Below are 26,487 nucleotides of genomic sequence, written 5' to 3'. Positions count from 1 at the left end.
GCTGTTTTAACAATATTTAAACCATTAGTAGGATCACAGAACTCAATACCAGTAGTACCATCAATAATAAAAGTATCTGTAGCGTAGACTTCTACAGCAACATTATTAGGATCTTGCCCATCGGCAGTTACAGTATTGGTAATGTTTTGTGTATCTATATCTTCTTGAGTTACGGTATAATTAGCAGTTGTATAAACCCATGTTTCGGTAGGTTCAAGAATGGCGTTACCATTACTATCACCAGTAGGCGTTACTGTAATAAGTCCACCTAATAACTCATCATTAATAACAATAGTATTAACAGATACTGTACCCGTATTTGTAAGGGTGAATGTATAGGTTACTTCGCTACCTAATACTAGGCAAGGATCACCATTAGCAATAGCTGCTGTTTTAACAATATTTAAACCATTAGTAGGATCACAGAACTCAATACCTGTAGTACCATCAATAATAAAAGTATCTGTAGCTTGATCTACAGCAACATTATTAGGATCTTGCCCATCGGCAGTTACAGTATTGGTAATGTTTTGTGTATCTATATCTTCTTGAGTTACGGTATAATTAGCAGTTGTATAAACCCATGTTTCGGTAGGTTCAAGAATGGCGTTACCATTACTATCACCAGTAGGCGTTACTGTAATAAGTCCACCTAATAACTCATCATTAATAACAATAGTATTAATATTAGAGTTACCTGTGTTTGTTAGAGTAAAAGTGTATGTTACTTCACTGCCTACATTTAAACATTCTTCACCCTTTGCAATCGTTGCAGATTTTAAAACGTTGATACAAGAATTAGTAATAAATATAGGTTGATTGAATGTACAACCATTAGCATCTAATACTGTTACAGTATAGTTTCCTTCAGATAAGTCATTAAAAGAACCATTAGTTTGGTAGTTTGTTCCTCCATCTATAGAATAAGAAAGTGGTTCAATTCCACCAGCTCCTACAACAGTAACAGCGCCTAGACCATCACATAGAATATTGGTCTGATCAGTAATAGAAGCAGAGACATTAGTATCTGGTTGAATAATTGTAGCAGAATTAGTAGCAGTACATCCGTTATTGTCTGTAATAGTAACTGAATAAGTACCAGCAACTACATTAATTAAATCTTCATTAGTAGATCCATTACTCCAAAGAAAAGAGTATTGAGCAGTACCACCATTAACAGCTAAGTCAAGAGATCCAGTTGCATCATCTCTACATAATATATTAGAGACAGCAATAGCAGAACTTAGAACATTAGGTTCATTAATAGTTATAGTTGCACTAGTAGTACATAGCGTTGTTGTATCAGTAACAGTAATAGTATAATCAGCAGCAGGTAAATTAGAAACAGATGCTGTTGTGTTTGAAATTGTATCCCAAGCATAAGTAAAGTTTCCAGAACCGCCAGTTACGGTAGCTGTAATACTACCATTACTATCACCAAAACATACAGCAGGAGTAGAAGTGCCAGTTACTGAAAGATTATTACATGTTCCAGGATTAACTGTTACACAAGTAGTATCTGTACATCCATTAGTATCTGTAACTGTTACGCAGTATTCACTTGAACTAAGACCTGTAATTTGACTCGTTGTTTCTCCATTAGGAGTCCAAGAATATGTGTAAGGTTCTACACCTCCAGTAACTACTGCAGTAGCAGTACCATCACCAGTTGTCGGACCAGATTCGTCTGTAGTTGTAGCGGTAATATCAAGAGCATTACTAGGTTCTATAATTGCTATGGTTTTTTCAACAGCTCGACAAACAGTACCATCAATAGTAACACTAACAGAATATACACCAGCAGTTAAATTCGCAAGTGTACTTGTTATTACTCCAGTATCTACTTGACCTGTAGACCAAGTGAATGTAAAGGTAGCAGCTGGATTAGAACCCGAATTAGCTGTTACAGTACTAGCTCCAGTGGTATCACCAGTACAAAGTACATCTGTTATATTAGTTATTACAATTTCAGTATCACATGTGTTAACGCATTCAATAACAACACTTTGAGTTAATTCGCAATTATTGGCATCAGTAATAGTTACACTATGTGTACCATTGACTAAATTAGTTGCAGTAGCCGTTGTTTGATTTCCAGCAGATGTACTCCATTGGTATGTGTATGTTGGAGTTCCACCAGATACAATTGCAGTAGCTTCACCATTAGCACATCCTTGAGCACTTGTTGCATCAATTTTAGTAATGTTTAAACTAAGTGGGCTAGTAGGTTCAGAGATTGTAGCACCAATAGATGTTGTACAATCGTTAGCATCAGTTATTGTTACATTATATGCACCAGCAATAACATTAGATAAATCTTCAGTAGTTGAATTACCACTATCATTCCAAACAAAAGAGTAAGGACCTGTACCACCAGTAACTGTAATGTCTATATTTCCAGTGGCCTCACTATTACATAGTACATTGGTTACAGTTGAAACAGTTACGGATAAAACGGGTTGGTTTACAGTAATTATTTGAGTGTGTGTTGTTGATAAATTACAGTCATCTGTAGCAACCCAAGTTCTTGTTATAGTATAACTTCCAGTACAAATATCTCCTGATTCTGTCTCATTAAAAGCAACTGTAACATCACCACAATTATCTGAAGCTGATATGTTTGGAACGTTTGGGATATTGTCGAAAGAAACAGTTATATCACCTGGTAAACTTTGATTAAAAGTTGGAGGAGTAGTATCCTCTATAGTAAATGTACCAGTAATAAGAGAGACATTTCCACAGTCATCAATTACAGAATATTCTGCTTCAATAGTGCCACCGCCACAGGCATTAGGCACAAAATCTGAAAAATTAAAATTAGATGTTACATTGTTTGTAGCTGTAACGTCACAATTATCTGTTCCACAATTTCTTAAGGCATCAATATTACTATTATTCCAGCTAGAGGCAGCAGATTGAATAGATTGACTATCGCATTCAACAGTCTGATTAATCGCGGTACAATTGGATAAATCTGGTCCAGTATTGTCTTCTATGGTAATAGTTGCATTTATTGTAGATGAGTTATTACACTCATCTTTAACAGTATAAGTAACTGTTATACTTCCACTAGTTCCACAACTATTTATAAAATTAGAATAAACATAGTTTGATGTTATGACAAGATTACTAGAATCAGTACAGTTATCAATACTACAACTTTGTAACAAAGCAACGTTTGATGCATTCCAATTATTTACGGTAGTTTCGTTTTCTGAACTAGAGCATTCTTCATTTGTTTGTGTGACAAGATTACAATTGGTTAAATCTGGTGGAGTAGTGTCTCTAATAGTTATTGTAGAAGTTGCAGTAGAAATATTACCACAATCATCAATAGCAGTAAAAGTTCGTTGAACAATGATTGTACAAGTAACACTAGAGGTTATATTATCTATGTAAGTTACAGATTGAACGTTATTATCATCATTAGCATTATAATTAGACAGTGTATTAAATGTCGTCAATACATTTTCTGATGTTGTACTACTGTAATCAAATACAGAATTACTAACTGTTATGTCATTTGCATCACAACCCTCAATACTTAAAGCATTAGGTACTGTAATTACTGGGTTAGCATTGTCTTGAGAACCAACAATAATATTATCCATGTAAGCCTCACAACCGTTAGTGTCGGTTACTAAAACACTATATGTTCCGGCAGGTATATTATTTAAGTCTTGTGTTGGTGTACCATTACTCCATGCGTATGTATAGGGTGCAGTACCACCAGATATTGTTATGTCAATAGACCCTGTATTTCCTGTGTCACATGCAGCGTTAGTTGAAGCAACATTAGAAATCTCTATAATGTTATTGATTGTTGTAGATGTAGAATTACTACAACCAATTGTATTAGAAACCAATACAGTGTAACTTCCTGGTGCTAAATTATTAAATGTTGGAGAACTTTGATATGGACCTCCATTAATAGAGTACGTATATTCACTTCCAACAGGAGAGGTTACAGTAATCGTACTAGAATCATTAATATTATTACAAGTTGTGTCTAAAACTGGGTTACCAGGTAAAGGTTGATAGTTTAAAGTAATTGTTGCTTCATCACAAACCACTTGGTTTGGTGCAGGTAAACATACGCGATACCTAAAAGTAACAGTTCCTGTAAAACCAGGAGTTGGCGTATAACTGTAATTTCCGTTTGCCGCTAAAGAAAATGATTGTCCAGCTGTACTAGGTCCAGAAACTAAAGAAAACGTCGAATTATCAGGTGCAGTTGCAACAGTATTTAAATCACCATTACTAATACTATTTATACATTCGTCAAAATCTGCATCTTGTGCATATTTTTGAAGTAGAAAAAATTTACCATCACCATGATCTCGTGTTGCTCCAACAAATTCTATTTTTGTAATTTTTGACCCAGTAGGTGCAATAGAGTTTAAGTAGAATAAACCAATACCAATAGTCTGTCCATTTTCGTTACATCGTCCTGATCTCCAGTAATCAGTATTATTATTTATAGGAGGACCAAAAGAACAATTTCTATAATCTCCAGAATTTCTTACAAAAGTGTTACCTAATTGTTGTTCTGGACCTCCACCAACTGGTATCCCCCATACTTCAACATAAAAACAGTTGTTTCCACCTCTTTCTGTAACAGCCAAAATACCACCTTGATTTGATGGTATTGGATTACTGTAAAAAATTGTTTGTCTCTGCGCATTGGAGACTTCTGCTTTGGTGAAATTACCACACATGTTTTCTCCATTTGGATTGGCAGTAAAATAATGATTCAAGTTTTTATCTTGAAAAGCACTCAATGCTTTTGTGTTCCAGTTAGGGTCACTACTTGTATTTGCCAAAGTGGTTCCGTTTTCAAGAATCATATTCGGAGAGTTTCCATCAGGACCTAGAATTGTCATCTCATATGATGTCGGTATAACAAACGTATTATAAATATCTCCGTTAACTGTAACAGAATTTATCGTAGCTGGATTATTAATGCCGGCGTTCTGATTATCCGACCACTGGAAGGTAACTCCTGTTTGAATTGATGGTGATTGCGTCTGCGAAAAAGAGAAAATGCTAGATAGTATAAATATTAAAATTAAATATTTATGCGTATATACTTTCAAATTATAATTATTAGTTAGCATAATTTGGGAAATTAATAAATAGGGTTTATTAAAATAGAGTTTGCATCAATTTTGTTTTTTAAGTAAAATTGATGGCTGTAGGTTTTATATTCAGAGTAAAAACTCTTATACACCAATAAACAAGAACATATTGCTCTTGTGATAATTAGTAATTTAAACATTAATATTTTATTCATGGCACGGTTAACTCTTCATTAAAACTATCACTTTGCTACAGTTTAAGGGAGCTACACCAATAATGGTGATTGTAGGATGTTGTTTTAGCTTTGGGATAAGCGCATTAATAGCGTTTGCAAAATAAATTGTATTTTTCATGTATAACAAAGAAAAGTGTTTAATAACATATATATTCGTTGAAAGAACAAATTTATAATAAATATCGGCAAAATGCACATAAACACGATTAACAGAGGTAAGACAATTTTTTTGATAAGGCATGCTAAATCCTGTTGGGACAATGAATTAGCTGATTTTGAGCGGCCTATTAAAAAAAGAGGACAACTTGATGCTAATCTAGTTTCTAATCATTTAAAATACAGTGAAATAAATCCAGAACTAATATTATGCAGTGCTGCAGAAAGAACAAAACTAACGGCAGAAATATTTATTAAAAATTTGGCTTTAACAAACGTAAACAGAAAGTATTTAATGGCTTTATATGACTTTTCTGGCGAATCACTTTTACGAGTTATCGAATCTTGTGATAATTCATTCGGTAGCATAATGATTTTTGGCCATAATTATGCACTCACTAATTTTGTTAATCAGTTTGGCGATATTCATATTGAAAACGTTACTACATCTGGGTTTGTTAAGATAAATTTTGATACTAATAGTTGGGAAAACTTGCCTAAAGGAAAAACTGAAAAAATTGTATTTCCAAAACATTTAAAATAATGCAAATAATAGAATATATTTGTGTTTGAAACTTTATAGAAATGATTAAAAAAACAGGCCCCAATTATACTTATATTAATAGAGAATTAAGTTGGTTGCAATTTAACGGAAGAGTCTTGCAAGAGGCTTCAGATGAGAATGTTCCGTTAATTGAGCGCTTGCGTTTTTTAGGTATTTTCTCTAACAATTTGGATGAGTTTTTTAAGGTTCGTTATGCTACTGTTAAACGCATCGATGAAGCTGGTAAAGCAGGTAAAAATCAATTAGGCGGGATTAAAGCTTCAGATCTACTAGAAATTATTACTGAAACAGTTATAAAACAGCAATCTGAAAGTTTAAGTATTTTAAGTAATATTCAGACAAAATTAGAAACTGAAGATATTTTTATTGTAAAAGAAAATCAAATTAGTGTAAGTCAACAAAAGTTTATAAAGAATTACTTTATCCAACATGTAAGTCCTGCACTAGTTACTATAATTTTAAACGATGAGATTAGAATACCTAATCTTAAGGATAGTGCTGCTTATTTGGCGATTAATATGTCTTTAGAAAAAAATGATAATCAATATGCATTAATTGAAATTTCTAAAAACATGGATCGTTTTGTGGTGCTTCCAAAAGAAGGAAGTAAAAATTCCATAATTATGCTAGACGATCTTTTACGCTATTGTTTAGATGATATTTTTAATATTTTCGATTATAAAAGCATTTCTGCGCACATGATAAAAATTACTCGTGATGCAGAGCTAGATCTTGAAAGTGATTTGAGTAAAAGTTTTATGGAAAAAATTAGTGATAGTGTTAAAGATAGACAAGATGGAGAACCTGTGCGTTTTGTTTATGATAAGACTATAGATAAGGAAACACTGGATTTTTTAATGGCAAAAATGGGAATTGAAAGTTCAGATAGTATTATACCTGGAGGAAGATACCATAACAGACGCGATTATATGAGTTTTCCTAGTTTAGGAAGAACCGATTTATTATACAACAAAATTGTAGCGCTGCCGGTTAAAGGACTAAGTTTAGAAACTAGTATTTTTGAGGCTATTGCTAAAAAAGATTATTTACAATATACTCCGTACCATACGTTTGCGTATACCGTGAAGTTTTTAAGAGAAGCTGCTTTAGATCCTCAGGTTAAAGTTATAAAAATTACAATTTATAGGTTAGCGCAAATTTCTCATGTTGCAAGTTCGCTAATAAATGCAGCTATTAATGGTAAGAAAGTTACGGTTTCTATGGAAATCCAGGCACGTTTCGATGAGCAAGCAAATATCGATTATGCAGAGCAAATGCAGAGAGAAGGTGTACAGCTTATTTTTGGAGTTCAAGGTTTGAAGGTGCACAGTAAAATGTGTGTGATTGAACGTGAAGAAAAAAATAAAATCGTACGTTATGGCTTTATTAGTACAGGGAATTTTAATGAATCTACTGCTAAAATATATACAGATTACACATTGTTTACTGCAAATCAGAAAATATTAAAAGACATTAGTAAAGTGTTTAATTTCTTTTCTGTTAATTATAAAGTATATAGATTTAAGCATATAATTACGTCACCTCATTATACAAAAAATGCATTCTTTAATTTAATAGATACTGAAATAAAGAATAAAAAAGCAGGGAAGCCAGCATATATTCGTTTAAAAATGAATAGTATTTCTAGTTATAAAATGATAAACAAATTATACGAAGCTAGTAATGCAGGAGTTAGTATAGAGATGATTGTTAGAGGTATTTGCTGTCTTGTTCCAGGAGTTAAAGGAATGAGTGAAAACATAAAGGTTGTAAGTATTATAGATAAGTTTTTAGAACATACAAGGTTGTATGTTTTTTGTAATGATAATATTCCAAAAGTGTATATTTCTTCGGCAGATTGGATGACTAGAAATATTGAAAATAGAGTAGAAGTAAGTTGTCCTATTTACGATAATGATATAAAAGAAGAATTAATAGATACTTTTAATATTTGTTGGAAAGACAATGTAAAATCTAGAATATTAGACAGAAAGCAGACAAATACTTATAGGCATGATAAAAAGGAAAAAATAAGAGCTCAGTTTGAAACGTATAACTATTATAAAAATCAATTAGACTAATGCTTAAGATACTTAAATATGCTGCAATAGATATAGGTTCGAATGCTGTAAGATTACTTATTTCTAGTATTGTAGAAGAAAAAGATAAACCTGCTCGTTTTAAGAAAACGTCGTTGGTGAGAGTGCCAATTCGTTTAGGTGCAGATGTGTTTATAAATGATGCGATTTCTAAGGGAAATACGGATAGAATGCTAGATACAATGCAGGCATTTAAATTACTTATGAAAACCCATCGAGTAGATAAATATAAGGCATGCGCTACATCGGCGATGAGAGAAGCAAGTAATGGAGAAGAAGTGTCAGCTTTAATAAAAGAATCGACAGGAATAACTGTGGATATTATAGATGGAGAAGAAGAAGCTACCATAATAGCAGCAACAGATTTAAGTACTTTTATAGATAAAAATAAAACCTACTTATACGTAGATGTTGGAGGTGGGAGTACAGAGTTTAGTGTTATTTATAATGGAGAAAAAACAGCTTCAAGATCTTTTAAAATAGGTACAGTTCGCTTGTTAAATGATATTGTAAAAAAAGAAACTTGGTTAGATTTAGAACAGTGGGTTAAAAAAGAAACACGACAACACGATACTATTGAAGTTATTGGTTCTGGAGGTAACATTAATAATATATTTAAATCTTCAGGAAAAGCAGCTGGGAAGCCGCTGACATATTTTTATCTAACTACGTATTATAATATGTTGCAAAGTTATTCTTATGAAGAACGTATAACAGAGCTTAATATGAATCAAGATAGAGCCGATGTTATTATTCCAGCAACTAGAATTTATTTATCTGCAATGAAATGGAGCGGAGCAAAAGATATCTATGTTCCAAAGATAGGATTAGCAGATGGAATTATAAAAAGCATGTATAAAGAGACTATTTTAAGTCATACAAAGTTAAAATGATACACTTTGTCTTTTTATTGTTCAAGTTATATTAAAAAAAATTATATTAGTGCAACTTTTAAAGTGAACCAAAATTAATAAAGAACATAAAACCAATTTCTATGAAAAAAATAGTACTTATCGCTGCCTTTGCAATGTTTTCAATTTACGGATTTTCTCAAAATGCATTATACGGAGTTCGTGCTGGTGTTAACATATCAAATTTAGATTTTGAACCAACAACAGGTTCGTTTGAGAATATGCATAGAAATGGTTTTGCAATCGGTTTTTTTGCTGAATATAGTTTAACATCAAGCTTATCTTTAGCGCCGGAAATTCAATTTTCTGCTGAAGGAGCAAAAGAAGAAAATATTAGAATTGATTATATTCAAATGCCAATATTTTTTAAGTATAAAATTGCAGAAAGTATTTCTATTGGCTTAGGACCTCAAGTAAGTTTAAAAGGTCATGATTACGAAGATGGTTTACAAAACTTTGCGTTTTCAGGACTTGCAGGTATAGAATACATGATTTCTGATGAATTCTTCCTGGATTTTAGATACTCTTATGGATTAACAAACGTCTTTGATGATGAAACTAATTTAGAAGCAAAAAACACCAATATGCAAATAGGATTTGGTGTTAAGTTTTAACCAAACCATCTAGTAAAAAACTAAAAAATCCAATACAATTTGTATTGGATTTTTTTTTATAATAAAGTGTGTGCTTATTGTTTTCTATAAAATATTATATGAGCTAATATTGAATAATGCTATGTATTTGCTCTTTATTTTTTAAGACAGACGGTTAAGCTTTTAATATTATAGACGCAAACAGGCTTATCCATGTATGGTTTCACTTTTGCTTAAGTCTTTCATTATGTCTGCTTCAAAGTCTAAAAGAGCTTGCCACTTTTCGTCAACTTCATTTCTATCTCCATATTGTCTAGCAAAACCTAAGAACATAGTATAGTGGTTTGCCTCGCTTACCATTAATTTTCTATAAAATTCTGCTAATTCTTTATCCTCTAATTCCTCGCTAAGTAGCCTAAAACGCTCACAACTGCGTGCTTCTATTAGTGCAGCATACAATAGTCTATGTACCAATTGTGTCGTTCTACTACCACCTTTAGGAAAAAACTGAAGCAATTTCGATACATATTCATCTTTACGATCACGGCCTAAAACCCAGCCATTTTGTAGAATTAAATCATGTACCATTTTAAAATGGCTTATTTCTTCTTTCACCAAAGCGATCATTTCTTCTACTAAATCGGAATATTCAGGAAAGCTTACAATTAGAGAAATAGCGGTACTTGTTGCTTTTTGTTCGCAAAAGGCATGGTCTATTAAAATTTCTTTAATATTTTTTTCTACTATGTTTACCCAACGTGGATCTGTTGGTAATTTAAGTCCTAGCATTTAATCAAATTTTAGTTTAAAGATTTGTAATATTAGCAGCGCCATATTTATCGATATGAAATTGGAATGGTATAATCTCTTTATCATCCATTCTTTTAATATCTAAACGTAAATACAACTCAGGTTCATTTAATAACATAGACTTCTCAGAAATGGTTATGTTACTAATAACGAAACCTTGTATGTTCATTTTAATTCTATCGGCAAGAAACGCATTGTTTACTGTTGCTTGATAAATGATCTCGTTATTGTTCTTAATTTGTATGTCGGAATTAATATTTCTGTAATACTTTTTATGAATGATGTTATCTTCTTTATAAGTTTTAAGAATACTATTTTCCATGTCAGCATAAGTTTTAATCTTAACTGTAAATCCATTGCTTAAAATAGTATCAATTGCGACTTCTGTATATTTTTCAGGAAAGTATTTTATGTCTTCAGAAAAAGAATCAAGCAATTTATGTTCTTTCAAAATTTGAGCGTTAGATAGATGTACACGGTCTTTACCATCGCAACTAATACATGCGATAATAACGAATGTTACTATAAATAGAATGTTTTTCATATTAGAGAAATAAGATAATTTCAAATTTATGTAATTAAAGAAAAGGTCTATTACAAATCCAAATCAAACGTCTTACGGAGCAATTCAATATTAGGATTTTTTTCTTTTAGTTTTTCATATTTGTCTTCTGGAGTATATGCAAATTTCTTTTGCATTTCTTCATTTATATCAATATCTAAACTTATATCGTAGTTTTTTAAACTCTTTCTTAGAAACTGTAATAAGTCGAAAGACTGTCTTTCAACTTCCACCTTATTTGTAGAATTTGGAAACGTTAAATGAATGGTTGTTCCTTTTAGCGTAGGCTCATCTATAGAGAGTATTGCGGCAAGATTCATTTTACCTTCAGCTTCTATTTTTGTTACAAAAGTGTTCCAAACTTCTGTTAATTGCTCTTGAGAAAAAGGTTCTTTAGGTAAATCTTCTTCATCAACAACTACATCCAATTTCCTTATCTCATGTTCTTTTTTTGCACGAATACTTTTTAAAGATAAACCAGACGTGCGTTTAGTATCTCTGTTTAGAACAATTTTAGGCTTACTAGTTGTAGGTGTTATAACGGCTTTAGGTGCAGAAACAGCAACAACGGCTTGTGGTTTGTTTTCTATAACTTCTTTAGGATGACTTATTGTAGTCTCTGTAGGTTTTTTTACAGGAATAGGAGTGATGCCGACACGTTTAAAATAAGATGGCGGAATTATGAACCGACTGCTATTTTTTTTTCTCCATCAAAAGTGATAGAGGCAAGTTGCATGATACAAAGTTCGACGAGCAGTCGTTGGTTTTTACTGGACTTATATTTTAAATCCGTTTCGTTAGCCAGCTCAATGCCTTTTAATAAAAAGGACTGTGAGGCTTTTTTTGATTGCTCTAAATACTTCTCTTTAGTTTTATCACCAACTTCTAAAAGTTCTATAGTTACTGGATTTTGGCAAACTAATAAATCTCTAAAGTGCGATGCTAAACCAGCGATATAATGGTGTCCATCGAAACCTTTAGAAAGTGTTTCGTTAAACTGAAGTAATAATTCGGGTATTTTATTTTCTAATATTAAATCTGTACTCTTAAAATACGTTTCGTAATCTAGTACATTTAAATTCTCTGTAACGGCTTGTCTTGTTAAGTCTTTACCAGAGAAACTAACCACACGATCAAAAATAGATAATGCATCACGCATTGCGCCATCTGCTTTTTGAGCAATAATATGTAGAGCATCATCCTCTGCAGTAATACCTTGTTCTTTAGCAATATACTTTAGGTAGTTTTTAGCATCTTTAACGGTAATACGTTTAAAATCGAAAATCTGACAACGTGATAAAATCGTTGGAATAATCTTATGCTTCTCAGTAGTTGCTAAAATAAATATACAATGCTTTGGAGGCTCTTCTAAAGTCTTTAAAAAAGCATTAAAGGCAGCTTGAGAAAGCATGTGTACTTCATCTATAATATAGACTTTATATTTTCCAACTTGTGGTGGAATACGTACTTGGTCTGTAAGGCTTCTAATATCGTCTACCGAGTTGTTTGATGCTGCATCCAATTCAAAAATATTGAAAGCATAATCTTCCTCTCCTGTTTCTGTACCATCGCTATTTATCATTTTAGCAAGAATACGTGCGCAACTGGTTTTACCAACACCACGTGGACCTGTAAATAATAAAGCTTGTGCTAAATGGTTGTTTTCAATAGCATTAAGTAAAGTATTTGTAATAGCATCCTGCCCAACAACGTCCTTAAACGTCTGTGGTCTGTACTTTCTGGCTGATACTACAAAATGTTCCAAATTGAAATTTATTGTCTAATGAATGAGAAGCAAAGTTAAAAAACAAAGCCCAAATTGATTATCAATTTGAGCTTTGTTTTTATGGAGTTATTAACAAAAAAGACAATAAGTATAAATAATTTGACTCTTTTATTTTAATAAATTACTAATTTATCATTTTTACAATTTTCTCCAAATCTTTAACTGATGTTGATTGATTACTAGACTTCGCAGCTGTTGCTAAATTACCGCCTAAACCTATTGAAGCTGGTGCTGCATAAGATGCTATCTCACCATTTTCTGCATCAATAACATATTGAATATAAATTAATTTAGAAACTTTAAGAATAGATTTATTTCCTCCATTTTGCTGAAACATAGGAAATGCTCTAACATATGCATATTTAGAATCTTTAGCAAGTATTGCTTTATCTATTGTTTCTCTATCTGTTAATTTATAATCATACTTATAAATCTTATCTATTTTACTAATTAATTTTTTATCTACAAACTCCTTGTCAAGAAGTAAAGTTTTAGTTTTTAATTTTTGGCTATTTTTTGCCATAGTAGCTTTCATTTCTTTTCTATATTTTTTACCTTCAGCTTGTTGTAAGCTTGTTAAAAGATTTTGAAACTGTTGAGAAATAAAGGTTAAATCTGCTTCCGAAGGATGAGAGGTTGAATACATCATAGAATGTATAGCTTTTTTTTCATCTGCTAAACCTATATTAATTGTGTATATGTCTGGGGCGTCAGCATAGTATGAATCAGAAATTATTCTACTTGGGTTTCTTTGAATTTTATTAGAGAAGTATGCATATAATTTTTTTTGCTTTTTATCTTTTTTTATCTCTAAAAATTTGGTTTGTGTAACGTATCTAATTTCCGTTGAGAATGTCCACGTATTTTCTATCGCAGATTTTAAGTTTTCGTTATACAAATTTATTTCGTCAGCATACTTTTGAAACTTTTCAGGTTTTTTATTAATTTTCTTTTTAAGTCTTTCATCAACTTCATCTAAAACAACTAATAAAGTACGTTTTTGAATTTTGTTTGCATCTTCAGCTTTAGGCATACCAAACTGAGCATAAATGTTTGTGAATGATAATATAGTAATTAAAGTAATTAAAATTTGTCTTTTCATATTTGATGTATGTTTATATCATAAAGGTTGCAATTATACAACAATATATAGTCCTATTATTATATTAAAATCTTAATTTCGCGCACAAGTAAATCGCCTTATCGCACAAGCATTTATTGTTTGTGAGGAAAGTCTGGACACCATAGTGCAATATAGTGGTTAACAGCCACCAGCCGTGAGGTTAGGAAAAGTGCAACAGAAAGTATGTACAGGTAATGCTGTAGTGAAACCAGGTAAACTCTATTAGGTGCAATGTCATGTAAACTAGCGTTTGAGCGTGCACGCGCGAGCTAGAGGGTAGGCAGCTAAAGTATATTGGTAACAATATGCGTAGATAAATGATAAGGGTCAAGACACTAATTTATTATTGTTTTGTAACAGAATCCGGCTTATAGATTTACTTAAATAAACAAGCCCTTTGAAAAATTTTCAAAGGGCTTTGTTTTATAATATTATTTTCTAAATGTTACTCTTCTTCATCACTACTAGGCAGTGTAAAAAAGCTAAACATATTACCGCCATAACCTTTAGAGTGACTGTAATTTTCTGAGCCAGAAATATCTGTATATTTAGAATGTTCAACTATTAATAAACCATCTGCTTCTAATAAGTTGTTTTTAAAAACAAGTTCTGGAATTTTAGAGAATTGCTCTACAGTAAAATCGTAAGGAGGATCTGCAAAAATAAGAGTGGATTTAGTTTTGCTTTTTTCTAAAAATTTAAACACATCCCTTTTAATGGTTTGTATTTCCATTCCAAAACTTTCTGCTGTCTCATTTATAAATTTAATGCATCCAAAATCTTGATCTACAGCTATAATGTTTCTTGTACCGCGAGAAGCAAATTCGTAACTTATATTTCCAGATCCAGAGAATAAATCTAATACAGAAATATCCTCATAATAATATTGATTATTTATAATATTAAACAAAGATTCCTTTGCCATATCTGTAGTTGGACGAATAGGTAGCTTTTTTGGAGCTGTAATTCTTCTGCCTTTAAATTCTCCTGAGATTATACGCATTTAAAAATGAGTTAAAAGTGTGAAATGTGAATGGTTGTTTTTTATGTCTTCGGTTACAGCAAAATTATCTTTTCTGCGACCAAAATTAATATGTCTAACATATTTGTATAGTATGCTGTACAAGGCATCGCCTTTAGTAATAGCACCTAGTAGTACTGTTTCAATGTCTTCTGGATTGAGATCTAATTGTTCTGCAGTAAATAATACATAGTAAATAAAGTCTTCAACTGTATGATGTTCAAAAGTATTATAAAGTGCTAAAGTTCCTTTTTTAGTAACAATAATTTCAAAATGAGTAGGATTTACATGAATAAACATTTTGTTTCCACTAGCATTCTTTTCTTGAGCAAGAATTTCTTCAACTAAAACAGTAGAGAAATGCTTGTATGTAAAATCTCCAAAACGCTCATAAATGTAGTTGTTTACGTTTACATAAGGCACATATACGTTTACGGTTTCATTTACAGAAATGGTATCGAAAGTTATAAAATCTGTTTTAAGTATTTTCGAACTTAGTTTGAGATAATCTGCAATAGCATCTTCATTAAATAAAGGTTTAGGAACCAATGTTGCTAATTCATTTACATGAATAACTTGTACATTATCAAAGGTTTCATTTAACCATTCTTTGGTGTTAAAAGCGTCTTTTACAGCATCAAGTAACTCGAAAGGTGTCAGTTTTTTATCAAAAACAACATGTTCAACTCTTATAACCGAATGCTCTTGCATGTTTAAGATGCAAAAAGAAAGTCCATTCAAACTTATTTGAATGGACAGTGCTTTATGCGTAATATGTATACTATTATTAGTTTTTGATTGGATCATAAACTTTAGGCCAGTTTCCATTTACTTTTACTTCTTCCATAGAACCAATTCTAATAGCATCACCATTAATTTCTTCTACAGAAAATGCGTTTTCTTCTTTCTTTATTAAATCTTTTGGTTGATCGAATAAAATATCTTTTTTCATGACAACAGCTTCAAATACAGGTAATTCTTTACCTTCTTCTCCTATTATTCCTGATTTTAATGCAAATGTAGTACCTTCTTTAGAAAAAGGAACATTCATCATTGTTTTATAACGCATAGATTTTTTAAATAATGAATCTCTTACAGATACAAAGTCTAAAGTATCTATAATAGTTTCTTCTTTTGTGTATTTAATTCCACCATATGCCTTTGTCTTTTCAACATCTGCAACAGTAGTATCTCTTCGTTCTATAATGGCAAATTTACCTGTTTCAATAAAGTTAATTAACTCAGTATAGTCACCTGTAAATTTACCGTTTATCTCTTTGAATGCTAATTCAGAGTCTCTAATATCTACAAGGTTTTTAATAACCGCAGCGTAACGATCTTGTTTAATATCATGAAATTTAATTTCATTGTAAACAGAATTAAAGGTTAAATACCCTAAAGCAAAAATACCAATCCATAATAGAATGGATATTGGTGCTTTCAATTTTGAGGGAATAAACTTGTCTATTGCCCAAACAATTCCAACAGTTAGAAGAATTACAACTATTACAGCAATTATTATCATCATAATTTTAATTTATTAAGTTAATGGTCTATCGCAAATCTACAATTTTTTTTGTTCGTAAAAACCAATAAGAGTAAAAATCATTTATATCTTTGAAATATTCTTAAAATCTTAAACATATTAATGACGTCTTCTCAATTTTATTCCCTTATAAAACAGCATTTTCCGTTTACACCAACGGCAAAACAAAATATATTATTATTACAACTTTCCGAATTTATTTTTAAAGAAGGCGACAATAATATTTTTTTATTAAAAGGGTATGCAGGAACAGGAAAAACAACCATTATTGGTACTCTAGTTAATAATTTGAAACATGCAGATAAGTATGCTGTGCTAATGGCACCAACGGGTAGAGCGGCAAAAGTGATTAGTAATTATTCTAAAAAGGAAGCTTTTACTATTCATAAAAAAATCTATTTTCCTAAAAAAGAACAGGGAGGAGGTGTAAAATTTGTTTTACAGCCAAATAAGCACAGAAACACCATTTTTATAGTAGATGAAGCATCTATGATTCCAGATACGCCATCAGACTCCAAACTTTTTGCAAATGGTTCGTTATTAGACGATTTAATGCAATACGTATATCAAGGTCATAATTGTAAGCTGCTTTTAATTGGAGATACAGCACAATTACCACCAGTAAAATTAGATATAAGTCCTGCTTTAGACGAAACTGTTTTAAGTTTAACCTATAATAAAGAGGTTACAAAAATAGAATTGGACGAAGTTATGCGTCAAGGTCAAGATTCTGGAATTTTGGAGAACGCTACTTTATTACGAGAAACTATTGCTAGTAACTTTTTTGAAAGCTTCCAGTTTAATATTAAAGGTTTTCCAGATATTGTTCGATTGGTTGATGGTTACGATATAATGGATGCCATTAATGATGCTTATAGTACTTTAGGAAATGAAGAAATGGCAATTATTGTACGCAGTAATAAGCGTGCTAACTTATATAACCAACAAATTAGAAGTAGAATTTTATTTAATGAAAATGAATTATCTGCTGGCGATTATCTAATGGTTGTTAAGAATAATTATTTTTGGTTAAAGCCAACTAGTGAGGCCGGTTTTATTGCGAACGGAGATATTATAGAGGTGCTTGAAATATTTAGTATTAAAGAATTGTATGGTTTTAGATTTGCTGAAGTAAAAATACGCATGGTCGATTATCCTAAAATGATTCCTATTGAAACGGTTTTGTTATTAGATACTATTAATGCAGAAACACCATCGTTACCTTACGAGGATTCTAACCGTTTATATCAAGAAGTACAGAAAGATTATGAAGATGAAACGAGTAAATACAAGAAGTATTTAAAAACAAAAAGTAATCCACAGTTTAACGCCTTGCAAGTAAAATTCTCTTATGCAATTACGTGTCATAAATCTCAAGGTGGGCAATGGAATACTGTATTTGTAGAGCAACCTTACTTACCCGAAGGTATAGATCGAGATTATTTACGTTGGTTATACACAGCGGTTACTAGAGCAAAAGAAAAGTTATATTTAATAGGTTTTCCTGATGATTTTTTTGAAACTGATTAATTAGTTTTATTTTTATAAATAACACAAAAGACAAATTTTAATAATGACGAGCGAAACAATAATTAGTATATGCCTAGGTATAGGATTATCAGCCTCAGTTGGGTTTAGAGTATTCGTACCATTATTTGCATTGAGTTTAACTGCTTTTTTAGGAAGTTGGGAATTAAACGAATCTTGGCAATGGATTGGAAGTTTATCGGCATTAATAGTTTTAGGTGTTGCTACAATTGTCGAGATCTTTGCGTACTATATTCCTTATGTTGATAATTTATTAGATTCTGTAGCCATCCCATTAGCGGCTATTGCTGGAACTGCTGTTATGGTTTCTACAGTAGCAGATTTAAGTCCAGTAATAACTTGGGCTTTAGCTATAATTGCAGGAGGCGGCACTGCCGCAGCTGTAGCTAGTACTTCTGGAGTAACAAGGCTTGCTTCAACCGCAACAACTGGAGGTCTCGCAAATCCAGTTGTTTCTACCGTAGAAACGGGAACAGCCGTTGTTATGTCGGCCGTTTCAATAGTTTTTCCTATCATCGCTATATTTTTAGTTCTTATTATTTTATTCATCATTTTTAAGCTTTACAAAAAGTTTAAATCTCGTAAGGCCTAAAATCATTTTAAAAATTATATTTTTGACTAGTTAATAATTCAGCTAAAACTTCAGCTTTATAAATGAAAATAATCGCAATGATTCCTGCACGCTATAGTGCCTCTCGTTTCCCTGGTAAACTTATGCAAGATTTGGGAGGTAAACCTGTTATTACTAGAACTTACGAGGCTACAGTTGCTACGCAATTGTTTGATGATGTGGTTGTGGTAACAGATAGTGCTATTATTTTTAAAGAAATTGAAAGTATAGGAGGAAAAGTTATAATGAGCATTAAAGAACATGAGTGTGGAAGCGATAGAATAGCTGAAGCTGTAGAGTTTTTAGATGTTGATGTTGTAATTAATGTGCAAGGAGATGAGCCTTTTATAGAAGTAGCTTCGCTTAAGAAATTAATAAAAGTCTTTAAAAAAGACGATAAAAAGGAAGTAGATTTAGCATCTTTAATGGTACATATTACAGATGAAGATGAAATAAAGAATCCAAATACAGTTAAAGTAATTGTTGACCAAAAAGACTTTGCTTTGTATTTTTCTAGAAGCCCAATTCCGTATCCAAGAGACAAAGAAGTAGCTACAAAATATTATAAACATAAAGGCGTCTATGCTTTTAGAAAGCAAGCAATATTAGATTTTTACAGATTGCCAATGCTAATGTTAGAAGCTTCGGAAAAAATAGAGTGTATTCGCTATTTAGAATACGGAAAACGTATAAAAATGGTTGAAACTAATGTACAGGGAGTAGAGATAGACACACCAGAAGATTTAGAACGCGCCAAAAAACTGTGGAAATAATACAATTGCTTTCTCGAACAGAAATTTTTAATAAAAATAAATAGAAGAATTTAATACCTATTGAATAAAGAATACGAAAATATAAAGGTTATTGGCTTTGATGCGGACGATACGCTGTGGGTAAACGAAACTTATTTTCGTGATGCTGAAAGTGAGTTTGCAAAATTGTTAAACAGGTTTGAAACTGAAAACAAAATAGACCAAGAACTTTTTAAAATGGAAATGAAAAACCTTCCGGTTTATGGCTATGGCGTTAAAGGCTTTGTCTTGTCTATGGTAGAAATGGCCTTAGAATTATCTAATAACACAGTATCTAATAAAACGATAGAAAAAATATTAGAGATTGGAAAAGACATGATTAATAAGCCTGTAGAGTTACTTGATGGAGTAGAAGAAGTACTTGAAGACTTATCTAAAAAGTATAAATTAATTGTGGCGACTAAAGGCGATTTGTTAGATCAAGAACGTAAACTTGAAAAATCTGGATTGCTTGATTATTTTCATCATATTGAAGTATTAAGCGATAAAAAAGAAGACAATTACAGTAAATTATTAAAACGCTTAGACATTGAGCCAGAAGCATTTTTAATGGTTGGTAATTCTTTAAAGTCAGATATTCTGCCATTAATTAATATAAAAGCACATGCAGTGCATGTGCCTTTTCATACCACTTGGGCGCATGAACAAGTTACAGAAAAAGATACAAACGGAAAAGACTATAAAACTTTAAAGAGTTTACTGGACCTTCCAAAATTATTAGAGTAAGATTGAAAACATTAGATATAAATACATGGAATAGAAAGGAACATTTTGAACATTTTTCAAAATTAGAAGACCCTTATTTTGGTATAACTATTCCTTTTAATGTCACTAAAGCCTATGCGTTTTCTAAAGATAACAAAATAAGTTTTTTTGGTACATATCTGCATGCGTGTATGCAAGCAATTAATAATGTTGAGAATTTAAAATATAGAATTGTAAATGATAAAGTAGTGAGTTATAACACCATTAACGCATCTGCAACTATAATGAGAGAGAATAAAACATTTGGTTTTTCATATATAGACTATAATGAAAATTTAGACCTATTTTTGTCTAATTTTCAAGACGAAAAACAACGTATTGAAAGCTCAAATAATCTTTTTCCTCCTAAAAACGGACTAGATTGTATCCATTGTTCCGCTTTGCCTTGGTCGGATTTTTCGGGCCATAAAGAACCCGTTTCAGGCTTACAAGAATCTGTTCCTAAATTGGCATTTGGAAAAATGAAAGAAATAAATAAAGAAAAAATAATGAATGTAGCAATAAATGTTAATCATGCTCTTGTAGATGGATATCATTTAAGTTTATTTTCAGAATTATTTCAGAAAAAACTAAATAAGTAATAACTTTACAAACTAAGACTAAAAGTCAATGAGTTATAAGAATTTTCCAATGGTGTCTAAAGTAATTTTTGGACGAGGTAGTTTTAATCAATTAGAAGAAATTCTTTCTCCTAAGCGTTTAAATACCAAAGCGCCATTTATATTTTTTGTGGACGATGTTTTTAAAGGTAATGCTTGGTTAACGTCAAGAATACCATTGTCTTACGACGATAAATTAATATTTGTATCTTCAGAAAAAGAACCTGAAACGTCTCAAATAGACGCACTAGTAGAAGACATTATACTAAATTATAAAGAGTTACCGTCTGGTATTATCGGTATAGGAGGTGGTAGTATTTTAGATATTGCTAAAGCGGTCGCAATAATGCTTACTAATGAAGGAGAGTCTAAAGATTATCAAGGTTGGGATTTAGTTAAGAACCCTGCTATTTATCATGTTGGTATTCCTACAATATCAGGAACAGGAGCAGAGGTTTCTAGAACAACTATTCTAACTGGTCCAGAACGAAAATTAGGTATTAATAGTGACTATACACCATTCGATCAAGTACTTTTAGACCCAGAGTTAACAAAAGATGTGCCTAAAGATCAATGGTTTTTTACAGGAATGGACTGTTTTGTACATTGTGTAGAGTCTCTTAAAGGTACTTTTTTAAATGCTTTTAGTAAAACTTATGGTGAGAAGGCGTTTACGCTATGTAAAGAGATTTTTTTAGAAGATACTTTAAGTGATGAAGAATCTCAAGATAAATTAATGATGGCTAGTTGGCATGGTGGCATGAGTATCGCTTATTCTCAAGTAGGTGTAGCACATGCTCTAAGTTATGGTTTAGGTTACTTACTTGGTGTAAAGCATGGTATTGGTAATTGTATTGTGTTCGATCATTTAGAGGAGTATTATCCAGATGGAGTAGCTATGTTTAAAGCGATGAAAGCAAGGCATAACATTACATTGCCTCAAGGTATTTGTAAAGATCTATCTGATAAAGAATTTGATACCATGATAAATGTGGCATTAAGCCTAGAGCCGCTTTGGGAAAATGCTATTGGTAAGCAATGGAAAAAAACAATAACACGAGAAAAGCTTAAAGCACTCTATCAAAAAATGTAGTATGCTTAACTTTTATAAATTTTTATATTTCAAAGTATTAGGCTGGAAAATTGAAGGTAATACTTCAATGTCTAAAGAGACCGTAAAAAAAGCAGTTATAATTGCCGCACCTCATACGAGCTGGCATGACTTCTATATTGGTGTTTTTCTTAGAAGGGTCGTTAATATAAAAACTAATTTTGTAGGTAAAAAAGAATTATTTGTTTGGCCATTAGGCTACTATTTCCGTGCAATAGGTGGTGTGCCACTTAATCGAAGTACTAACGAAAATAAAGTGGAGGCCATTGCTAAAGAATTTAGTAAATCTGAAGAATTTAGAATAACCTTTGCTCCAGAAGGTACTAGAAAGAAGGTAGAGAAATGGAGAACTGGTTTTTATTATATTGCCAAAACGGCAAACGTACCAATAATAATGTTTACTCTAGATTTTAAAAATAAAATAAATACTATTTCCGAACCATTTTATCCAACAGATGATATTGATGCAGATTTTAAACACATGCATTCCTTTTATAAAGGAGTTGTTGGTAAAATACCGCAATACTCTTAAAAGGTTATAGAGTTAATTTTTTAATTTTAACCTGAAGCTATTTCTTTATTAAAAAGAATTCATCTCTTTTTTTAATTGAATTTTATGTTTGGTATAATAATTGAAATACAATTTATGTAGTACGCGGATGAAACATAAAGTAAACTTTCACCCAAGTCCCTAAAAAGAAACATTTACTTACTACAATTTTAAAAAAAAAAGCTACTTCAACCTACTTGAAGTAGCTTTTTTTTGTTTTTATGGTTTACAATAGAAACTATGCTATTCTATGTTTTTATATAAGAACATGATTTTTAGAGACTTATTGTTACTTCTATTATAACATTTTTTAATAAATGTTAATATCTCGTTAATTCCATAGCTAAACAACATCCTTAATGTCTTATCCATCGTAAATATTACTGTATAACAATAAAAACAAAAAAATGACAACATTAAAAAAATCAATTAAATTATTTAGTCTTTTTGCTTTAACATCAATAGCATTTACATCTTGTAGTGATGACGACGATAATAATGGTAACACTGGAAATGAAGCAACTGTTTCTACTAGATTATATACCTCTAATAATGCAGATGGTAACATAACATATTATGATGTAACAGATATGTCTAACATCACAGCAACGTCATTAATCACAGCTAGTGTTGCTGCAGATGGTGTTTATTACGATGGTAGTTCGGACACTGTAATACAAGCTTCTAGATCTGGTTTAGCATTAGAAGGTTTTGCTAATGCAACAACTCAAGCTTCAGGAACGACTGTTACAGCTGCTATTGCTGGTACAACAGATATGGTAAGCCCAAGAGAGGTTGCTGTAAATGGTAATTTTTATGTGGTTGCAGATAATTCTGATGTAGATGGAGATGCTACTACAGCAGATGGTAGATTATTTATTTATGAAAAAAGTGCTGGATTATTTACTTTAAGAAATACTATAACTACAGATTTTAAATTGTGGGGAATTGTATTTAACGGATCAAATTTATATGCGGTTGTAGATACTACAAACGGATTAGCTATATTTAATGATTTCTTATCTAACAGTATAGATGCAACTTTATCTGCTTCAAAAAGAATTGAAATTGGTAATATTGTAAGAACGCATGGTATTACTTATGATGCAAATACAGATACTGCTATATTAACAGATATTGGAGATGCTACAATTGGAACAGATGGTGGAATTCATATCATTAATGACTTTACAACAAAGTTAGATGCAATGGCAGATGGAGAGAGTATTCCATTTACTGACCAAACAATTATTAAGGGAGCGGATACCTTATTAGGAAACCCTGTAGATGTGGCTTATGATAGTGAAACAGAAACAATATTTGTTGCTGATGCTAAAAATGGAAAGATTTTAGCTTTTAATAATATTGGAACAGGAGGAAATATAGCACCAGTTGTAAATAATGATTTAGTTTTTGCTTCTGCAGTGTATTTGTCTAAAGACTAATTATCTCTATTCAAATTTTAAAAAAAAGCCATTCTTAATAGAATGGCTTTTTTATTATAATATTTTTAATATCTCGTTTTGTACTTTGTTTGGTTACCGAGTATGTAGCAAAACCTAATATTTAAAATTGTTGTTTTAAAAATGGTTTCTCTTTTTCTTTTTCAGGACGTTCTCTCTTTTTACTTGGGAAAATTAAGTCTGTGCTAGAATTCGTTGAACCAAAAGTAATATTAGCACGATAGACTTGTTTTACAGCCTCTAGAACCTGCTCTTTTGTTAATTCTCTTAAAGGATGAATAAAAACAGACCATAGAACGTTATCTGAAATGGCATACTTTACATCAAGTGCAGTATGAAAATTTGCAATTAATACATCTGTTTTTAAATCTTCATTAAGTTTCGAAGATTCTATTATAGGAGAAATAATACGCATTCTATTGTTACTCTCATCTGTTAAGCAAATTAATGTAGTCTCTTTAATTAATAATTGCCACCTGCCATTAGAGCCTATTATAGTGTCGCTGGTTTGCGTTAATAGTTTTTCTAAGGTAATGTTGTTCATTTGTTGAGAAAATAAAAATGATGAGCTTATTAAGAAGATAAATAGAATTGCTTTTTTCAAAATGAAAGGTTTAAGGTTTCATTTTTAGACGTTTTGAGAGTGGAAAACTTACCAAAATAAATAGGCAAGATTATCTGAATTTATATTTGAAATCAGTATTATCCGATTACCAGTTATAAATTAAAATCTAAGATTTTACTATTTTTTGGATATTTAGAAACGAGACTTTAATTATTTGAAGTTATCAATCTAAGTTAATCTCTTTTTATTAGGTATTCTACTCATGTCACATTTGTTATTTTCAAAAATTGCAATTGTTATTCTAAAAACCGATAACCTCGAACTATTTTTCCTTTTCACTAACTGAAGCTTTATATCTTTTTTTGATAAGATTAAAAACACTAACCGAGCCATTATAATGACTTCCAGCTCATACCATAATCGAACACCATTTTAGTTATTATCAGACATTTTTATATATAGGAATTCACAACAAAGATTAATCTTCTAAATGATAGTTTTTTATAGATTTTATAGGTGTAATAATTTTATAATCTTTCCAAATTTCGGGATTATAAGCTTCAATTTGATCAATTGAATAGTTTTTCTCCATATTAAGCATATTGAAAGTTGTTTCCGTACTTGTTTTATTTGTAATAAAGTATAACTCCTGTTTATCAATATTAGTAATCTCTACTTTAAATTTGAATTTAAAAGTTGTCTTTTTATCATTTTCATTAGCTACATTTTTTATAAATTTTAATGGTCTTGATAAGTAGGCGTACTGTTGTTTTTCACAAGTAATAAGTTGAAGTTTATATTTCTCATCGACTCCCTTTTTGTAAATTACAGATCCATTAATTTTATTTTCAACAAACTTAATTCCCATTAAAAGCTTAAGATTCAAGCTTTTTCCCGATCGATTTTCGCTAAGATTGTAATCTACTTTTATCACAGCAAAATCGTTGGCGTTTACATAAAAAACACCTTCAAATTTTTCGCTTTTTCTTTTTGGAGTAAAACTTATTTTATAAACAAGTTCATTATTTATAGACGTTATTTCGTCTAGTACGTATTCATTTTTATTCTCATTAAATATAAAACTAAAGTATGAAGATTCGTTAATAGCATGCTCTTTAGTCAAGTCGTTTATTGAAGAAATGATACCTTTTGTTTTTGGTAATTTAGCGGTTTTGCTATTTGTAAAAGCTGCACCTACTTTTAAAGAATCTTCTATTTTAAAAAGGCCTGTTTTTACTTTGTAAGTAGAGGTAGAGTCTAGTTGTGTGCTAATTATTTGAATAAAATCGTTTTGTAATTTATCTGTAGATTTATCTTTACTAGCATTTATTAATTTAGTCGCCTTTATAACATTAACCTTTGTACTATCATCTAATCGGGAATACTTTAATAGAATGTCTTTATAATTAGAAGACGTTTGGTTTTCTGAAAAATCCCGTAAATCTTCGAACTGATTATTTATAGACTTAATCATCTTCTTGCTAATTTCTGAAGCTTTTAAAACTTCAAATTCTATTTTTTGTGGTGTACTGAAAGCAGATGTTCTATAAAAAATTTCGCTTTCAGAGTTATTACTATAATTAGTTGTAATATTTGCTCTTACTTTTTCTAATATTTCTTCTATGGTAAGTTTTTTATCAGATAAATAAACTTCAGAGAGCACATTAAAATGTTCTTTTAATATATAATCTTTAGCGGTAAATTGGTTTAACGGTATTTCAATAGTTTCAAAACCTAAATAAGAGATTTTTACTATTTCTTGCTCTAGAAAACCATTAGTAGCGATAGTAAAATTACCTTCTTCATTAGAAATGGTACCATGACTCTCTCCAATTTGTATTGTGGCATAAGGTATTGCTTCATTATCTGTAGATAAAATTTTTCCAGAAATAGATTGAGCATTGACTAAAGTAATGGTGAAAAGGAATAAAATTGAAAGTAGAAATGGTAATCGATTTTTCATAAAGGCTGTTTTAAT

At 31.0% G+C, this 26,487-nt stretch carries 22 protein-coding genes, 1 other RNA gene and 1 pseudogene; 13 read left to right on the top strand and 11 right to left on the bottom strand.

The window, feature by feature from the left end; genetic code table 11:
• Window positions 1-5,096: beta strand repeat-containing protein (locus ASC44_RS03140; RefSeq protein WP_206542776.1), on the bottom strand; the 5,096-nt coding region annotated here is incomplete at its 3' end.
• A 204-nt stretch (window positions 5,097-5,300) separates the two neighbouring features.
• Complete coding sequence (locus ASC44_RS18430) at window positions 5,301-5,432, bottom strand: hypothetical protein (protein WP_275044196.1); 132 nt, start codon at window positions 5,430-5,432, stop codon at window positions 5,301-5,303.
• 72 nt (window positions 5,433-5,504) lie between these two features.
• On the opposite strand from ASC44_RS18430, the gene ASC44_RS03135 reads away from it, so the two are divergent.
• The 4 genes from ASC44_RS03135 to ASC44_RS03120 all read left to right on the top strand — a co-directional run bounded on the left by ASC44_RS03135 (window position 5,505) and on the right by ASC44_RS03120 (window position 9,659).
• Entirely contained in the window at window positions 5,505-6,014 is a 510-nt protein-coding gene (locus tag ASC44_RS03135; RefSeq protein WP_055446174.1) for a SixA phosphatase family protein, read from the top strand.
• A gap of 41 nt (window positions 6,015-6,055) precedes the next feature.
• The gene (gene ppk1, locus ASC44_RS03130; protein WP_055446173.1) at window positions 6,056-8,116 is read left to right on the top strand and encodes a polyphosphate kinase 1; all 2,061 of its coding nucleotides are present in this window, start codon (window positions 6,056-6,058) and stop codon (window positions 8,114-8,116) included.
• Window positions 8,116-9,027, top strand: coding sequence for a Ppx/GppA phosphatase family protein (locus ASC44_RS03125; RefSeq protein WP_055446172.1), 912 nt, complete (start codon window positions 8,116-8,118; stop codon window positions 9,025-9,027). Before ppk1 ends, ASC44_RS03125 begins: the two co-directional genes overlap by 1 nt.
• Before the next feature lie 101 nt (window positions 9,028-9,128).
• Window positions 9,129-9,659: a porin family protein gene (locus ASC44_RS03120; protein WP_055446171.1), complete on the top strand. Its 531-nt coding sequence runs from the start codon at window positions 9,129-9,131 to the stop codon at window positions 9,657-9,659.
• Window positions 9,660-9,845: 186 nt separating this feature from the next.
• On the opposite strand, the gene ASC44_RS03115 is transcribed toward ASC44_RS03120, so the two are convergent.
• The 4 genes and pseudogenes from ASC44_RS03115 to ASC44_RS03100 all read right to left on the bottom strand — a co-directional run bounded on the left by ASC44_RS03115 (window position 9,846) and on the right by ASC44_RS03100 (window position 13,898).
• Window positions 9,846-10,427 carry a MiaE family protein gene (locus tag ASC44_RS03115; RefSeq protein WP_055446170.1) on the bottom strand — a complete coding sequence of 194 codons (582 nt, stop codon included), beginning with the start codon at window positions 10,425-10,427 and terminating at the stop codon, window positions 9,846-9,848.
• A gap of 16 nt (window positions 10,428-10,443) precedes the next feature.
• Entirely contained in the window at window positions 10,444-10,992 is a 549-nt protein-coding gene (locus ASC44_RS03110; protein WP_055446169.1) for a hypothetical protein, read from the bottom strand.
• A 50-nt stretch (window positions 10,993-11,042) separates the two neighbouring features.
• A pseudogene (locus ASC44_RS03105) lies at window positions 11,043-12,775 on the bottom strand (DNA polymerase III subunit gamma/tau).
• A gap of 145 nt (window positions 12,776-12,920) precedes the next feature.
• On the bottom strand, window positions 12,921-13,898 hold the full coding sequence (locus ASC44_RS03100; RefSeq protein ID WP_055446168.1) for a hypothetical protein: 978 nt from the start codon (window positions 13,896-13,898) through the stop codon (window positions 12,921-12,923).
• A gap of 85 nt (window positions 13,899-13,983) precedes the next feature.
• On the opposite strand from ASC44_RS03100, the gene rnpB reads away from it, so the two are divergent.
• An RNA gene (rnpB, locus tag ASC44_RS03145) (RNase P RNA component class A) lies at window positions 13,984-14,306 on the top strand.
• Between the two features lie 58 nt (window positions 14,307-14,364).
• Here the strand turns inward: rnpB and ASC44_RS03095 are convergent.
• From ASC44_RS03095 to ASC44_RS03085, 3 genes are read right to left on the bottom strand one after another with little or no spacing between them, the layout of a single operon-like run.
• Window positions 14,365-14,922, bottom strand: coding sequence for an RsmD family RNA methyltransferase (locus ASC44_RS03095; RefSeq protein ID WP_055446167.1), 558 nt, complete (start codon window positions 14,920-14,922; stop codon window positions 14,365-14,367).
• The gene (locus tag ASC44_RS03090) at window positions 14,923-15,747 is read right to left on the bottom strand and encodes a DUF3822 family protein (RefSeq protein WP_055446176.1); all 825 of its coding nucleotides are present in this window, start codon (window positions 15,745-15,747) and stop codon (window positions 14,923-14,925) included.
• Window positions 15,728-16,468, bottom strand: a complete 741-nt coding sequence (locus ASC44_RS03085) for a hypothetical protein (RefSeq protein ID WP_055446166.1) — start codon at window positions 16,466-16,468, stop codon at window positions 15,728-15,730. Before ASC44_RS03085 ends, ASC44_RS03090 begins: the two co-directional genes overlap by 20 nt.
• Window positions 16,469-16,588: 120 nt before the next feature.
• Here ASC44_RS03085 and ASC44_RS03080 point away from each other — a divergent pair, with 120 nt between their 5' ends.
• The 8 genes from ASC44_RS03080 (at window position 16,589) to ASC44_RS03045 (ending at window position 23,926) form a co-directional block, all read left to right on the top strand.
• Complete coding sequence (locus tag ASC44_RS03080; protein ID WP_055446165.1) at window positions 16,589-18,016, top strand: ATP-dependent DNA helicase; 1,428 nt, start codon at window positions 16,589-16,591, stop codon at window positions 18,014-18,016.
• Between the two features lie 43 nt (window positions 18,017-18,059).
• On the top strand, window positions 18,060-18,626 hold the full coding sequence (locus tag ASC44_RS03075) for a DUF4126 domain-containing protein (RefSeq protein WP_055446164.1): 567 nt from the start codon (window positions 18,060-18,062) through the stop codon (window positions 18,624-18,626).
• 62 nt (window positions 18,627-18,688) lie between these two features.
• Entirely contained in the window at window positions 18,689-19,417 is a 729-nt protein-coding gene (kdsB, locus tag ASC44_RS03070) for a 3-deoxy-manno-octulosonate cytidylyltransferase (protein ID WP_055446163.1), read from the top strand.
• Between the two features lie 60 nt (window positions 19,418-19,477).
• The gene (locus ASC44_RS03065) at window positions 19,478-20,182 is read left to right on the top strand and encodes an HAD family hydrolase (protein ID WP_055446162.1); all 705 of its coding nucleotides are present in this window, start codon (window positions 19,478-19,480) and stop codon (window positions 20,180-20,182) included.
• A gap of 2 nt (window positions 20,183-20,184) precedes the next feature.
• Window positions 20,185-20,802: a CatA-like O-acetyltransferase gene (locus ASC44_RS03060; RefSeq protein WP_055446161.1), complete on the top strand. Its 618-nt coding sequence runs from the start codon at window positions 20,185-20,187 to the stop codon at window positions 20,800-20,802.
• Window positions 20,803-20,830: 28 nt separating this feature from the next.
• A complete protein-coding gene (locus ASC44_RS03055; protein ID WP_055446160.1) occupies window positions 20,831-21,913 on the top strand; it encodes an iron-containing alcohol dehydrogenase family protein in 1,083 nt (360 codons plus the stop codon).
• Window position 21,914: 1 nt separating this feature from the next.
• Window positions 21,915-22,463, top strand: a complete 549-nt coding sequence (locus ASC44_RS03050; RefSeq protein WP_055446159.1) for a 1-acyl-sn-glycerol-3-phosphate acyltransferase — start codon at window positions 21,915-21,917, stop codon at window positions 22,461-22,463.
• 425 nt (window positions 22,464-22,888) lie between these two features.
• A complete protein-coding gene (locus ASC44_RS03045; protein WP_055446158.1) occupies window positions 22,889-23,926 on the top strand; it encodes an NHL repeat-containing protein in 1,038 nt (345 codons plus the stop codon).
• 121 nt (window positions 23,927-24,047) lie between these two features.
• On the opposite strand, the gene ASC44_RS03040 is transcribed toward ASC44_RS03045, so the two are convergent.
• Both ASC44_RS03040 and ASC44_RS03035 read right to left on the bottom strand, forming a co-directional pair.
• Window positions 24,048-24,488: a hypothetical protein gene (locus tag ASC44_RS03040; RefSeq protein WP_055446157.1), complete on the bottom strand. Its 441-nt coding sequence runs from the start codon at window positions 24,486-24,488 to the stop codon at window positions 24,048-24,050.
• Window positions 24,489-24,987: 499 nt separating this feature from the next.
• Window positions 24,988-26,472, bottom strand: coding sequence for a carboxypeptidase-like regulatory domain-containing protein (locus ASC44_RS03035; RefSeq protein ID WP_055446156.1), 1,485 nt, complete (start codon window positions 26,470-26,472; stop codon window positions 24,988-24,990).
• Window positions 26,473-26,487: the final 15 nt, after the last annotated feature.

The sequence above is a fragment of the Lacinutrix mariniflava genome (assembly GCF_001418015.1).
Classification (GTDB): Bacteria; Bacteroidota; Bacteroidia; order Flavobacteriales; family Flavobacteriaceae; genus Lacinutrix; species Lacinutrix mariniflava.
The sequence above is the reverse complement of the archived record's forward strand: the minus strand, read 5'-3'. Positions and strand labels throughout refer to the sequence as shown.

Bases quoted from the DNA above. Each gene is read 5' to 3' on its own strand.
- ASC44_RS18430 (WP_275044196.1), bottom strand. From the start codon at position 5,432: ATGAAAAATACAATTTATTTTGCAAACGCTATTAATGCGCTTATCCCA.
- ASC44_RS03135 (WP_055446174.1), top strand. From the start codon at position 5,505: ATGCACATAAACACGATTAACAGAGGTAAGACAATTTTTTTGATAAGG.
- ppk1 (WP_055446173.1), top strand. From the start codon at position 6,056: ATGATTAAAAAAACAGGCCCCAATTATACTTATATTAATAGAGAATTA.
- ASC44_RS03125 (WP_055446172.1), top strand. From the start codon at position 8,116: ATGCTTAAGATACTTAAATATGCTGCAATAGATATAGGTTCGAATGCT.
- ASC44_RS03120 (WP_055446171.1), top strand. From the start codon at position 9,129: ATGAAAAAAATAGTACTTATCGCTGCCTTTGCAATGTTTTCAATTTAC.
- ASC44_RS03115 (WP_055446170.1), bottom strand. From the start codon at position 10,427: ATGCTAGGACTTAAATTACCAACAGATCCACGTTGGGTAAACATAGTA.
- ASC44_RS03110 (WP_055446169.1), bottom strand. From the start codon at position 10,992: ATGAAAAACATTCTATTTATAGTAACATTCGTTATTATCGCATGTATT.
- ASC44_RS03100 (WP_055446168.1), bottom strand. From the start codon at position 13,898: ATGAAAAGACAAATTTTAATTACTTTAATTACTATATTATCATTCACA.
- ASC44_RS03095 (WP_055446167.1), bottom strand. From the start codon at position 14,922: ATGCGTATAATCTCAGGAGAATTTAAAGGCAGAAGAATTACAGCTCCA.
- ASC44_RS03090 (WP_055446176.1), bottom strand. From the start codon at position 15,747: ATGATCCAATCAAAAACTAATAATAGTATACATATTACGCATAAAGCA.
- ASC44_RS03085 (WP_055446166.1), bottom strand. From the start codon at position 16,468: ATGATGATAATAATTGCTGTAATAGTTGTAATTCTTCTAACTGTTGGA.
- ASC44_RS03080 (WP_055446165.1), top strand. From the start codon at position 16,589: ATGACGTCTTCTCAATTTTATTCCCTTATAAAACAGCATTTTCCGTTT.
- ASC44_RS03075 (WP_055446164.1), top strand. From the start codon at position 18,060: ATGACGAGCGAAACAATAATTAGTATATGCCTAGGTATAGGATTATCA.
- kdsB (WP_055446163.1), top strand. From the start codon at position 18,689: ATGAAAATAATCGCAATGATTCCTGCACGCTATAGTGCCTCTCGTTTC.
- ASC44_RS03055 (WP_055446160.1), top strand. From the start codon at position 20,831: ATGAGTTATAAGAATTTTCCAATGGTGTCTAAAGTAATTTTTGGACGA.
- ASC44_RS03050 (WP_055446159.1), top strand. From the start codon at position 21,915: ATGCTTAACTTTTATAAATTTTTATATTTCAAAGTATTAGGCTGGAAA.
- ASC44_RS03045 (WP_055446158.1), top strand. From the start codon at position 22,889: ATGACAACATTAAAAAAATCAATTAAATTATTTAGTCTTTTTGCTTTA.
- ASC44_RS03040 (WP_055446157.1), bottom strand. From the start codon at position 24,488: ATGAACAACATTACCTTAGAAAAACTATTAACGCAAACCAGCGACACT.
- ASC44_RS03035 (WP_055446156.1), bottom strand. From the start codon at position 26,472: ATGAAAAATCGATTACCATTTCTACTTTCAATTTTATTCCTTTTCACC.